Source organism: Niallia sp. FSL W8-1348 (assembly GCF_038006745.1).
Classification (GTDB): Bacteria; Bacillota; Bacilli; order Bacillales; family Cytobacillaceae; genus Niallia; species Niallia alba.
Genome location: NZ_JBBOVV010000002.1, coordinates 171,253 through 183,667, shown reverse-complemented (window position 1 = coordinate 183,667; position 12,415 = coordinate 171,253). Strand labels below are relative to the sequence as shown.

The 12,415-nt window shown below is 35.1% G+C and carries 12 protein-coding genes; 3 read left to right on the top strand and 9 right to left on the bottom strand.

Translation table 11 applies throughout. From position 1 onward, the window contains the following. Genes uraD through NST60_RS19325 form a run of 6 tightly spaced genes read right to left on the bottom strand, consistent with a single transcriptional unit; the run spans window position 1 to window position 5,784 of the window. On the bottom strand, window positions 1-519 hold the full coding sequence (uraD, locus tag NST60_RS19350) for a 2-oxo-4-hydroxy-4-carboxy-5-ureidoimidazoline decarboxylase (protein ID WP_016203803.1): 519 nt from the start codon (window positions 517-519) through the stop codon (window positions 1-3). A 27-nt stretch (window positions 520-546) separates the two neighbouring features. Further along, window positions 547-1,026, bottom strand: a complete 480-nt coding sequence (locus tag NST60_RS19345) for a (2Fe-2S)-binding protein (RefSeq protein WP_016203802.1) — start codon at window positions 1,024-1,026, stop codon at window positions 547-549. A 10-nt stretch (window positions 1,027-1,036) separates the two neighbouring features. After that, window positions 1,037-3,319 carry a xanthine dehydrogenase subunit D gene (gene pucD / locus NST60_RS19340; RefSeq protein WP_169188588.1) on the bottom strand — a complete coding sequence of 761 codons (2,283 nt, stop codon included), beginning with the start codon at window positions 3,317-3,319 and terminating at the stop codon, window positions 1,037-1,039. 5 nt (window positions 3,320-3,324) lie between these two features. Continuing rightward, the gene (locus tag NST60_RS19335) at window positions 3,325-4,200 is read right to left on the bottom strand and encodes an FAD binding domain-containing protein (RefSeq protein WP_016203801.1); all 876 of its coding nucleotides are present in this window, start codon (window positions 4,198-4,200) and stop codon (window positions 3,325-3,327) included. A 1-nt stretch (window position 4,201) separates the two neighbouring features. Beyond that, a complete protein-coding gene (locus NST60_RS19330) occupies window positions 4,202-4,813 on the bottom strand; it encodes an NTP transferase domain-containing protein (RefSeq protein ID WP_254415114.1) in 612 nt (203 codons plus the stop codon). After that, window positions 4,810-5,784: an XdhC family protein gene (locus NST60_RS19325; protein WP_328021354.1), complete on the bottom strand. Its 975-nt coding sequence runs from the start codon at window positions 5,782-5,784 to the stop codon at window positions 4,810-4,812. Before NST60_RS19325 ends, NST60_RS19330 begins: the two co-directional genes overlap by 4 nt. Window positions 5,785-6,231: 447 nt before the next feature. On the opposite strand from NST60_RS19325, the gene NST60_RS19320 reads away from it, so the two are divergent. Next, window positions 6,232-6,468: a helix-turn-helix transcriptional regulator gene (locus NST60_RS19320; RefSeq protein ID WP_016203798.1), complete on the top strand. Its 237-nt coding sequence runs from the start codon at window positions 6,232-6,234 to the stop codon at window positions 6,466-6,468. Between the two features lie 149 nt (window positions 6,469-6,617). Then, on the top strand, window positions 6,618-7,361 hold the full coding sequence (locus NST60_RS19315; RefSeq protein WP_016203797.1) for a hypothetical protein: 744 nt from the start codon (window positions 6,618-6,620) through the stop codon (window positions 7,359-7,361). A gap of 84 nt (window positions 7,362-7,445) precedes the next feature. Here NST60_RS19315 and NST60_RS19310 read toward each other — a convergent pair whose 3' ends face one another. The 3 genes from NST60_RS19310 to NST60_RS19300 form a co-directional block, all read right to left on the bottom strand. After that, window positions 7,446-8,183, bottom strand: a complete 738-nt coding sequence (locus NST60_RS19310) for a 3D domain-containing protein (RefSeq protein WP_016203796.1) — start codon at window positions 8,181-8,183, stop codon at window positions 7,446-7,448. 186 nt (window positions 8,184-8,369) lie between these two features. Further along, window positions 8,370-10,502: a PAS domain S-box protein gene (locus NST60_RS19305; protein ID WP_254415112.1), complete on the bottom strand. Its 2,133-nt coding sequence runs from the start codon at window positions 10,500-10,502 to the stop codon at window positions 8,370-8,372. Between the two features lie 291 nt (window positions 10,503-10,793). Further along, window positions 10,794-10,979, bottom strand: coding sequence for a cold-inducible protein YdjO-related protein (locus NST60_RS19300; protein ID WP_016203793.1), 186 nt, complete (start codon window positions 10,977-10,979; stop codon window positions 10,794-10,796). A gap of 241 nt (window positions 10,980-11,220) precedes the next feature. Here NST60_RS19300 and NST60_RS19295 point away from each other — a divergent pair, with 241 nt between their 5' ends. Further along, the gene (locus NST60_RS19295; protein WP_101731175.1) at window positions 11,221-12,399 is read left to right on the top strand and encodes an alanyl-tRNA editing protein; all 1,179 of its coding nucleotides are present in this window, start codon (window positions 11,221-11,223) and stop codon (window positions 12,397-12,399) included. Window positions 12,400-12,415: the final 16 nt, after the last annotated feature.

Sequence of the window (12,415 nt, the reverse complement as noted above, 5' to 3'; positions counted from 1 at the left end):
CTATGCTCCTCGTTCTTCTGTTTGTAGTTTGACGATGTCGTCTAATCGGAATTTCGCTATCGCAAATATTTGCGTTAATGCTGTTTGAAATTCTTCTTCTTTTGTATGGTTAATCCTATTCTTCATCGACTGGTAAATCGTTTCCTTTGTATGTCCCTTTACAGCTAGGATAAAGGGAAAACCGAATTTATTAGCATAGGATTTATTTAATGAAGCAAATTCTTTATATTCTTCTTCTGAAAGAGAATCAAGTCCTGCTCCTATTTGTTCTTTAACAGAAGAATCGGTCATCTTCAATTTCCCTCCTAAATCTGGATGTGCTCGAATTAATTCCAACTGATCACCGATCGGTGCCTCTGTTACTGCCTGTACCATTAATTGATGAAGCGTATTTAAGTTCGGAAAAGGGCGATAATCCCAAGTTTTATTTGCAATCCAAGGACTATGTTCAAACACCCAACCAATTTTTTCGATAAATTCTTGACGATTCATTTTATTTATTGCTGCTATTGAATACATATCTCCATTCCTTCCACTATCGGTTGATTAATTCTTTTGTGTTAATAAATCGACTGCTCGCAGAATTCCTTCGTATCCTGTACATCGACAAAGATTTCCGGATAATGCTGTAAGGACTTCCTCCTTTGTTGGTTGCTCTTTCTCATCTAGCAAACTTTTTAACGCCATAACCATCCCAGGGGTGCAATAACCACATTGAAGGGCTCCAGCTTGTAAAAACGCCTCTTGAATAGGATGTAGCCTATCTTCTGCTAAACTTTCAATCGAGAAAATTTCCGCATCTTCTATCTGATAAGCCATTATTAAGCAGGAATTAACTAATTTTCCGTTCATAATAACAGAACAAGCTCCACATCTGCCTACTTCACATGCTATTTTCGTTCCTGTTAGCGCTAAACAATCACGAAGAATATCGACTAGACGAAAAGTTGGAGGGAGTGTTAACTCTATTAGTTTTCCATTGATTTTAAAGCTTGTTGTTTTTTCGGTTATTTTATTTGTATCCATCTTACTCCTCCTAACCTATTAAAGCCTTTTGTTCGATTGCTTTTAAAATCTCATCTGGTTGCACAGGCAATCGATTCAACCAAAGTCCTGTAGCATCATGAATAGCGGAAACAATAGCTGGTGCAACTGCAACAGTCCCTATTTCTCCTACGCCTCTTGGTCCATATGTGTCACCGTTAACTAATCCTTCAATTGCAAAGACATTTGTTTCCTTTGGGATATCTAAAATCGTTGGGATTAGATAAGTGTCTAGGTTTTCTGTCATATATCGTCCATTTTCCATGACAGCATCTTCCATGAGTGTGAATCCCAGCCCCATATTTGCTCCACCTTCAATTTGCCCTAAATAGCCCATTGGATTGACAACGGGTCCTGCTGAAATAACATGGTCCATTTTCGTAACTGCCACTCTGCCTGTTAATAGATCTACTTCTACTTCTGCAGCCACACCAGCAAAAGTATATAAAAAATGACCGCCATCAATAGCATGGGGAGTAGTAGGAAAATGATAACTAGTAAAGACAGTTGGAAGTTCTTCTAAAGACGTCGCTAGCTCTCGATATGTTAGTATAAGTCGCTGCGGCTTTTCTGGTTGTTCACAGAACCAAATCCCACTTTTACCAAGAGAGAGCTTCTCTTTCGTCATGTTAGTTTGTTTTTCTGCTGCATTTAACATTTTTTCGATAAAAGCTGCTTTTAATTTAGCAATACCTAGCCACACCATATTGGTTCCTCTTGAGGCAGTTGATGATCCCGAATGGGGAACTTTCGCCGTATCTCCAATAACGATTGCTACATCACTAGAATCACAGTTAAAAGTTTCGGTCATAATCATATCTATCGTTGGAATCAAACCTTGCCCACATTCTTCAAAGCCAAAAGAAACCTCTAATTTACCAGCACTATTTAAGGATAAGCGTGCACCAGATGGGTCTGGCCTACCATAACCAAGACCTCCGCCATGCATCGTAATACTGTAGCCTCTCCCTTTTATCTTCCATTGACCTGAAGGAATCGTAGCTGTATTTTTTTGTAGAATCGGAGATTTAATGATTTCTGTAAGAACAGCTTTCGCTCCATCAGTTGGAACAATCTGCTGTTCAACTGGACCAGGGTCCATTGTTTGTCGTAAGTTTTTTAAACGAAGCTCGGTTGGATTTATGCCTGATTTTTCTGCTATACGTTCCATTTGTGTTTCTAAAGCAAAGGTTATTTGATTTCCGCCGAATCCTCGAAATTCACCTGCCACACCATTGTTCGTATAAACAGAATACCCTTCGACCTCCACATTCTCGATGCGGTATGGACCAGCACTATGCTCTACAGCAAAGTCTAAAACGGCTGGTCCTAATGTAGCATAGGCCCCAGTATCTGCAATTATTTTTACTTGATGAGCAATTAGATTACCAGACTCGTCGCTTCCAGTCTTCATAAATATTTTCATCGGATGTCTTTTTAAACCAGCTTTGATTGAAACTCTTCTAGATTGATGAATTTTTACAGGTCGTTTTGTTTTTAAGGCTAAAATACTAATATATGGCTGTATATTCAGTTCATCCTTGCCTCCGAATGACCCTCCAATTGGACTGGAAATTATCCTAATCTTTTCAGGAATAATATCTAGAATTCTAGAAAGCTGCAATTGATCTTTAAATCCATGCTGTGTCGGTGCGTATATGGTTAATCCACCATCCTCATCAGGAACAGCTACACCGCCTTCTGTTTCCATATACACATGCATTTGTCTAGGTGTATGGTACGACTCTTCTACAATGATTGCACACCGATTAAACACTTCTTCTAACTTCGCCTCTCCTTTCTTAAAAGCAGCTTTATGAAGAAGATTACCGCCCTTGTGTAATTTTACAGCTGATTTATCTAATGCTAATTCCGGATCTGTTACTGTTTGTAATGGACTATATGTTACTTTAATTAACGAAATTGCTTTTTGTGCAATTTCTTTTGTTTCTGCAGCTACTGCCGCGATAGCATCACCGACATATCTCACTTTATCGACACAAAACACTGGCTGATCCTGAATTACTATTCCAAAGCCATTTAAGCCTGGGACATCCTTATACGTAATAATAGCCGTAACTCCTGTGAGATCTTCTGCTTCTTTTGTATCAATTGATTCAATTTTTGCATGAGGATGTTCACTTCTCAAGATCGCACCATAGAGCATTTGTGGGAACACCATATCGGTCAAATATTTCAGTTTTCCTGTTACTTTTGGTTCCCCATCCCTTCTTTTTTTCCATCTAACGCCTGCACTTGTAATATCAAGAACCATATGACTTACTCCTTTCTCTGGCGATTTAGGAAGTCTTTTATAGTGGCAATAAATAGGTTTGCAGCAACCTGTTTACGATATTCCTCTGTTACAAAAGGATCAGTGTAAGAAGAAAAATCTGCTTGGATGACTTTATTTAAGTGCTTCCAGTCAGTTGTTTCTCCACCATTTATAAGCTCTTTCTCCGTTTCTGTAAGTCGACAAGGAAGATGTGCCCCTCCACCAATCGATAGTCTTGCTGTTTTAATAATTGTATCTTGAAACTCCAGATAACCCGCGACAGAAATAATCGCTGCTGTAAAGCTCTCTCGCCTTCCAATTTTTCTAAAAAAAGAATAGGTTGATATATTGGTAACATGTATAGGTATGAAGATGTTTGTTAGTAATTCAGAAGATGACGGGTGCGGTTTTACTAGCCATTCTCTTAATGGAATTATATATTCATGTTTACCATTGAAAAACGATAACTGTGCCTGTAAAACCAGCAAGACTGAGATTGTATCACCAATTTTACTGCAAATATTTCCACCTATTGTTCCGCGATTTCGTACAGCAGGAGCTGCAATCTTTTCACAAGCTTCTGTAAGGATAGATGCGTTTCTTTGAACTAACTGGTTATTCAAACAATCTGCTATTGTCATGGCGGCCCCGATCTTTAAGTATCGCTGTCCATTTATATCTGTTTCAGTTATTCCTTTTAATGGCTGTAATTTTTCCGTGCTAATAAGGTGTACTGGCTTTTCCACTCCGGCTTCCCAATTTATTTGGAGAATCGTACCGCCGGATATAATAAGACTATTTGGATTAGATAGATTGCTAACATCTGATAATACATAAGGGATCTCGACAGTTATTGGATAAGCGTCAGCAGAGATTTTCATCTTATTTCCTCCTTACTAGCGCATTGTAATAATCTATTTTCGTATCGATATCAATAAAGAATAATTCTTCAGAAAATTCAATTTTTCCACCTTGTATCTTACCATTGTTTATTATTTTCCTTGCCCCCATATCTCCTTCTAACAGCTTTATTTTTGAATATACTGATGGAAGAAAAAGAATAGGTGGCATTAACACACCATTATACATACTAGCTGCAAACTCTTCAGATGAATGTATAGGAGTGTTTACTATTTTTCTAATCATCTCTTCGGTAATGAAGGGCTGATCAGCTAAACATACTAAGATTTTATCTGCTTGTTTTTCGACGGCTACTTCAAATCCCTTCTTTAAAGAAAAGGACTGCCCTCTATTTGCATCCTTACAGCGAATTATATCTCCTTTCTCTCCATTTAAACTCCTTTTATTTTCTATTGAAATCCAATTGACTGGATCAGTTGGTTTAACAATAACGAAAACATAATCGATAAATGGAGCAGTCAGCAATACGGACAATGCAGTATTGCCAACTGTTTCGTTTCCGAAGGCGAGCGACAGTTTATTTTCTCCCATCCTACTACTTTTTCCTGCAGCTAAATAAATCGCTGTAATCATAGCTGCTCTCTTGCAACAGCTTTTTTTTCATTTTTTGTCTTAATCAATTCTGCTATAATGCTAATTGCAATTTCTTCGGGACTTTCTGAATAAATTGGTAAACCAACTGGATAGTGAATCCAATCTGGCTTTATTATTCCTGCTAATAATCTTTCAGACCTTTTTCTTGATCCCAGTAACCCAAAGTATTTCACCTTTCTTTGTAGCAAATACTTCACTATTTCTTGATCTTTCATAAAGCTGTGACTCATGGTGATAACATAATCATTTTCCGTGGGATTTATTTCTTCCATCACTTTTGAGGGAGTACCTATATGATATTCCTTCGCATATGGGATTGTTTCTTCTGAACAATAAGCTTGACGCCAGTCAGATAAAATAACATAGAATCCAGCCTTGCTGGCAAAATAGACAACAGGCTTGACGTCTGGTCCAGCTCCGTAAATGATTAATTTTGGTCGTGGATATAATATCTGATTGAATATTAATCGATCCTCTGTATCTAAAGAAACAATTGAAGTATTCTCTTCCTCTATATTAGTTTTGAGTGAATTTTCAATATATTTATTTACCTTATTAAAAACTTTAACAAGTTTTACCTTGTGTCCATTTTGCAAAAGAGAGTTTAATTGTAGAAAAACATTCCTTGTTTCAAATGTGATCGGTTCAACCAAAATATAAATTTTTCCATCACACCCTACCCCCTGCCCCCACGATAAATCATCTTCAGAACGTAAGTCGTATTCCATTAGAAAGGCCTCATCTGATTCTTGCATAGCTATTCTGGCCAACAAATCCTGTTCGACACAGCCACCAGTTAGTAAGCCTTTCTCCATGCCTTTATCTGATATCAGCATCATCGTTCCTTCTTTGCGATAAGCTGACCCTTCTACTTTTACAATCGTGGCTAAATAACTATGACACTCCGTTACAAGGACTGAATCAATAACAGAATAATGATCGGAAGACATGCGCATTCCTCCAAAAGGATAATTTTCCAAAATAACGACTGTTAACTTTTATTACATCTCATGTTATTACATCATATTAATGGCTTCATTTTTATATGTCATTGGACTAATTATATAATTAATTATTTGCTCATTAGATATTTTGACCAAATTTTCTAAATTATTAATCAACTTAACTCTTTCTCCTTATAACTTATTCTCGGTGAACTAATGTATGGATGATAATACGAAACAACGCTTGTATAATATAAGCTCCGTAAATATAACAATTACTATAAGAACTGAATTGGTACAAGACACTTTATAAATACAGTAAATTATATTTTACTTGCTTAGTATATTTACATTTTCATGAATATCAACTATAATGCACGTAGCTTGAATAAAAATACATTCTTCTTTTCGTCTTTCTTATTTATACTTTTATTCAATTAAATGAGGTGGACTATGAATAAAGAAATAATCAAATTTATTAGGAAAAATTACGAAATGACACAGAGAGACTTTGCCCGTGTTCTAAATTGTAGCTTTGCATTAATTGCATTGGTGGAAGTCGGAAAGCGAAGAGTTAGTAAAGATCTAGAAAATAAGATTAGACAAACATTTAATATTGACGATCAAGATATCGCATCCATTACATCCATATTAACAGAAATAAGTAAAGGAATTCCTCCCTTTATGTAATTTTCCAAGAAGAAAATAGAAAGTACTTACAGTCCCAATGATTCATTCGATGTAGATATTTTCTATTTTCTTCTATTTCAAAATTATTTCACGGTGCACTCTTTCTCCCCCATCCAAATAGGATAAAGAAGGATGAAAGGAGGAGTAAAATGCCCACAAATAACCCGGTTAATCCGTCCTCAAAGGTTTATCTTCCGAAACTTCCTGCTGAAACGTTAAATAATCAATCCCATTTCCAGCAAAATTTTTTACAAGATTACTTATTAAATCAACGTATCCAAAGTGAACATTTAACTACATTATTAAAGAGTTTTCAGGAAGAATCTTTCGAAAGACAGGAGAACCATTTTAGGCAAATCAGTGAAATTGATTATAAATTAGAGCTCAACGATTCTATTTCACAAGATTTATTAGAAAAACTTGCTGTACTAGATAAGGAAACTTCAAAAATCGAAGAACAACTAGACTTTCTTGCCCAACTCGCACAAGAGCAAAAGGAAATAACGAGCGAAGAAACCCTTCGTCAAACTGCTTTATTCGATCAATTGCTGTTTCAAGAAAAGGACATTTCTACAATCTCAAGTAAAATGGATAATTTTAATCACCTTGCTACAGAGATGAAAACGAAATTAGATGAAACAGAATCGAGTTATCAACAAATATCCGAAAAGCTAGATATCCAAGAAATATTTCATCAAACACTTCTACAAAGTATGGAAGAAACAAATGGAAATGTGAATAAACTGAGCAGACAAATCGAACATGTGAAAGAAATTCTTTTTGAACGTGTTCACTATTTAGCCGAAAAAATTGAAAACAATGTAAAAAGCATAGCCCAGCCAATTCAACGCTTCTTTCTTCATTCTGAAAAAGACAAAACTATTAAGAAGTAAGTAAGCAAATAAAAAGACTGTCTGTAAGGATATCACCTTTCAACTAAGTGAAAGGTGAATCTTTACGAACAGTCCTTTTTTTACTTAATCAAGTATTTTTACAGATACTTGCTTTCTTCCCCAGTTTAACGCTTCAGACTTTGTTGCTACATGTACGTCGATTTTCTTGCCTTTTATTGCTCCGCCGGTATCTCCAGCTATCGCTGTACCGTACCCTTCTACATATACTGTCGAACCTAGTGGAATGACGCTAGGATCAACGGAGATCAGCTTTTTGTTTGGATTATCTTTTAAATTTATGCCAGTCGCAGTGACACCAGAACAGCCTTTGCAATCTGCTGTATATGCAGTAGCTTCCACCGTGATTTCTTTTGATTTTGCAGTTGTATTCGTATTTGCATTTGTTGTATTTTCTGCTTTTACGGCTTTGTTAACAGTTGTTGTATTGGTTTTACTGCTTGTGGAACCATTATTTTTTGAAACAATCAATACGTCATCTTTATGTATTGTATCGCTTTTTAATTTATTCCATTCTTTTAATTGATCAACTGTTGTATTATATTTTTGAGAGATTTTCCAAAGATTATCTCCTGCTTTTACTTTATGTTTTTTCTCTTCTTGAATCGTTAGTGTATCATTTACTTTAATGATGTCACTATCTAAATCATTCCATTTCTTTATATCATTAATACTCACGTTTTTTTCTTGTGAAATAGACCAAAGCGTATCTCCTTTTTCTACTTTGATTTCCTCCGCACCTACAAACGGAGCAGCTGTTGTAAGTATCGACGCACAAGTTAGAATAGAAAAGATTTTTTTCATTTTATACCTCCTTGAATAGCTCCAGTTGAGCTAACAGGTATAATCTTATCATGAAAAAGCTCAAAAAAAAGAACAGGTAGTTGATAATTCGATTACGTATATGACAATCCAATAACAAACACAATACGAATCGTCAGAATAATCAATTAACAAATGCCTGTTTTGTGATGAAAAATTGATGTTATTTTAATCCACTGAAGGTAATGTGATATGGAAGCTTGTTCCTTTATTTTGTTCACTATCAATATATACCTTGCCATTTAGATTTTCAATAATTTTAAAACTAACCATTAATCCTAGTCCGTTACCGTCTTTTTTTGTCGTGAAGAACGGTTCGCCTAGTTTTTTTATTTGTTCTTTGGACATACCTATTCCACTATCTTTTATCATAATGGTAATGTCTTCGTCCTCTCTTTTCACGGTAATCTCAATAGAACCACCGTTCGGCATTGCTTCTACAGCATTTTTTATAAAATTCAAGAAAACCTGCTTTAATTTATTTTCATCGCACTCTACAAAGAGATTTGGCTCTTCATAGATACGATTCAACTTAATTTTACTTTTTCGCAGCTGATAATCTAAAATAGAAACAACATTATCAATAATTGGAAGAAGTGGCTTCCTTTCTAACACAGAAACAGTTGGCTTTGAAAGAAGCATAAACTCTTCTACAATGGAGTTTACTCTTTCAATTTCATCTAGAATGATATCGAAATATTCCTGTCTATCCTTTTCTGTTTCATCCATACTTAAAAACTCAGCATAACCTTTTATAGACGTTAGTGGATTACGAATCTCGTGGGCAACACCAGCTGCCAATTGTCCGACAGCTGCCAACTTATCTTGTCGATGAAGAACTTCCTCTGTTCTTTTCTTTTCCGTAATATCATTCCTAATAGCTAAATATTGATAAGGTTTATTATTTTTATCTAGAAACGGCACGATAGTTGTATCCACCCAATAATAGGTACCATCTTTTCGTTTATTGCGGATTTCCCCTTTCCATATTTCGCCTTGCGCTATTGTCTGCCAAACGTTTCGGAAAAACTCTTTCGAATGATAACCTGAATTAACAATGCGGTGTGTTTTCCCTATTAATTCCTCTCGAGTATAGCCAGATATCTCACAGAATTTAGAATTAACCTTTGTAATAATCCCTCTTTTATCGGTAAAAGCAATGATGCTTGATTGCTCTAAAGCATATGTTATATCACTAACTTCACGAACAGACTCTTCCAATTGAAGCTGCACATTTTTTTGCTCTGTTATATCTCGCCGAATGGCAACATACTGATATGGGGATCCCTCTTTATTTAAAAAAGGAACGATTACAGTATCAACCCAATAAAGTGTACCATCTTTTGCTTTATTAAGTATTTCGCCTCTCCATATCTCCCCTTTGTTGATGGTGTTCCATAGTTCACGAAAAAATTCAGGCGAATGATGGCCCGAATTAACAATACGATGATTTTGTCCAAGTAATTCCTCTCTACTATACTTGGAAAGTTCAACAAATTTATCGTTTGCATAAGTAATCATGCCGTTATTATCTGTAAAGGCAACGATGGCGGATTCATCCAGTGCATGCTGCATATCTCTAACATCGATTGTCCCAACATCTATTCGCTCTCCGATTAATGTACTTGTACCAATTAATCCACCTAAAACTAAGACAGACACAAATAATGCAATATAAATGATAAAACTGCTTTCGTAAGAATCTTTTGCAACTGAAATTTCTGGTGCACTTATGTTACTTAAAAGAATAAAATGACTAACCATACATACACTTGTCATTAATAAACTACATAATGGTCGAATCCATTTTTTTAGTAATACAGGTATATTGACCGGATAAAAAGAAAGCCAAATAGAAAGCCAGAAACCTATATATAATAGTATAAAACTGATGAATAATTGCGGAATTTGATAGTACACCATACTACCTATTGAGTAAAATCCTATGATTGAAACGGATAATAAAGATAGACTAAAAAAGAAAGCCGATACATAAATTCTTCTTTTCTTTTTCTCCTTGTCCAATAAGGCATAAAACGCCATTCCACTAAAACAAATACCAACTACCATCGATAAGATCGTGATCGGGATATTATAGTTTGCGGTTGCATATACATTGGTAATCATCATGTCAATAAAACTCAATATCCAAAATCCAAATCCTATTGTAAATGTACTTGCTAGAAATAAAAATCTACTATTTTTCTCCCTGTTCTTCACTAATTGAAACAAGTCAAAGGAAGAATAGCATGCCATATAGACGATTAGGATGCTAATAAAAATCAAAATGGAGTTAAACAACAAAAATCCTCCTAATCTATTCCAAAAAATAACACACCCTTAAAGTTCCGGAAATGGACTATCTTTAAGTTTGCATTCTATTTGATTGTAAATCAAATAAAACAGATAAGAAAGTATTTTTCTATAAATCATTCACAAAATAGTCACATTACTGTTAATTATAGGAGGGAACTTAGGGAAAGTTAGCAAATAAGGAGTGTTTTAATAATGAGGAGGAGGATAGAGTTAAAATGATATCAGTGGATGTATCATTCACACTGTTGCTCATTAACCCTATCGCTCGGGTTAAGATTAATTACTAATTTGGGGAAGCTCTCTCATTTCCACTGATGTTTGATCTCCACACAATGGACAAAGAAGATCATCTGTTGCAAAATCTTTCCTCATCCAACCATTGCATGAATTACATGCATATACTTCCATACTCATTAATATTTCTTCCGGCTTTTCTTCTGCACCTTTTCGATGAAAAAACATATGAACGCCCCCCTTTTTACTATATTATTGCCAGTACATCCAATATTTATGTGTTAGTATGATTATTTCTGCTTTTATCCCACTCTTAACACGAGAAGTAAGCCCCCCATTGATGGAAGTTTTCTTTATGTGAAATCATTAATTGACATGTTTGATATATCTACTAAAAATTCTTCTAATTCTGTAACTCAGCTCCATATTTATGGTAATATGATGAAAAACGGAAGAGAAGGAGCCGCAAATGTCTACAAAATTATATTATTCCAATCCATACGAAACAAAGTGGACAACCGATATAGAGAAAATTATCGAAGAAGAGAACCGAACTTTTGTCATTTTAAAAGAAACAGCTTTTTATCCAGAAGGTGGAGGTCAGCCAGCTGACACTGGTACTATAAATGGAATTCGTGTAATAGATGTTCAAATAAAGAATGACCAAATTTACCATCTAGTTGAAAATAAGCCAGAAGAACAGACTGTTGAATGTGTAATAGACTGGAATAGAAGATTTGATCATATGCAACAACATACAGCACAGCATTTATTATCAGCTGTTCTTGAAGAGTTATATAGCATTCCGACAGTGAGCTTTCATTTAGGAAAAGAGTATACAACTATTGATGTGGATACAACGGATTTAACGAAAGAACAAATAGAAACGATCGAAACAGCCTGTAATACATATATTATGAAAAATTTGGAGATTAAAACTTATTTTACAAACCACGAGGAAGTAAACAAATTTCCTTTAAGAAAGCTACCTGAAGTGACTGGTGATATCAGAATTGTCGAGATTGAGGGAATAGATTATTCAGCATGTGCAGGAACACATGTCCAAAGAACTGGCGAATTAAGCCTTTTTAAGATTATGAAAACGGAAAAACACCGCGGTCAGATTAGAGTATTTTTCCTTAGTGGCTGGAGATCTCTTTATGACTATCAAACCTCTCAAACGATATTGGACCATTTAAGTAGCCATTTTAAAACAAACAAGCAGCAGCTGGAAGATCGTATTAATAAACTAGAATTAGAGAAGAAAGCCTTAAACCGAGAAGTAGAAGTTCTAAAATCAGAGAATACTGCCTTTTTAGGAGAACAAATACTTGCTGATCAAAACGAAAAAATAATCTTTTTGCAATTTGAAGAGAAAACCATGAAGGACTTATCGACTCTTGCTAAATATATAATACAACAATCTAGCTATATCATTTTATTAAGTTCGCAATTAGAGAAGAAAGTGCTATTACAGCATAATGGAGACTATTCCCTTCATTGTGGCAAACTGCTTAAAGAAGCAATAAAAGATTTTGAAGGAAAAGGTGGTGGAAATGAGCTGTTAGCACAAGCTACTTTCCCGTCCATCCAGCAACTAAATGCATGTACTAGTAAAATAAAGGAAACTTTACAAAGCATTTTATAAATAAAAAGTCATTGGT

Bases quoted from the DNA above. Each gene is read 5' to 3' on its own strand.
- uraD (WP_016203803.1), bottom strand. From the start codon at position 519: ATGTATTCAATAGCAGCAATAAATAAAATGAATCGTCAAGAATTTATC.
- NST60_RS19345 (WP_016203802.1), bottom strand. From the start codon at position 1,026: ATGGATACAAATAAAATAACCGAAAAAACAACAAGCTTTAAAATCAAT.
- pucD (WP_169188588.1), bottom strand. From the start codon at position 3,319: ATGGTTCTTGATATTACAAGTGCAGGCGTTAGATGGAAAAAAAGAAGG.
- NST60_RS19335 (WP_016203801.1), bottom strand. From the start codon at position 4,200: ATGAAAATCTCTGCTGACGCTTATCCAATAACTGTCGAGATCCCTTAT.
- NST60_RS19330 (WP_254415114.1), bottom strand. From the start codon at position 4,813: ATGATTACAGCGATTTATTTAGCTGCAGGAAAAAGTAGTAGGATGGGA.
- NST60_RS19325 (WP_328021354.1), bottom strand. From the start codon at position 5,784: ATGTCTTCCGATCATTATTCTGTTATTGATTCAGTCCTTGTAACGGAG.
- NST60_RS19320 (WP_016203798.1), top strand. From the start codon at position 6,232: ATGAATAAAGAAATAATCAAATTTATTAGGAAAAATTACGAAATGACA.
- NST60_RS19315 (WP_016203797.1), top strand. From the start codon at position 6,618: ATGCCCACAAATAACCCGGTTAATCCGTCCTCAAAGGTTTATCTTCCG.
- NST60_RS19310 (WP_016203796.1), bottom strand. From the start codon at position 8,183: ATGAAAAAAATCTTTTCTATTCTAACTTGTGCGTCGATACTTACAACA.
- NST60_RS19300 (WP_016203793.1), bottom strand. From the start codon at position 10,979: ATGTTTTTTCATCGAAAAGGTGCAGAAGAAAAGCCGGAAGAAATATTA.
- NST60_RS19295 (WP_101731175.1), top strand. From the start codon at position 11,221: ATGTCTACAAAATTATATTATTCCAATCCATACGAAACAAAGTGGACA.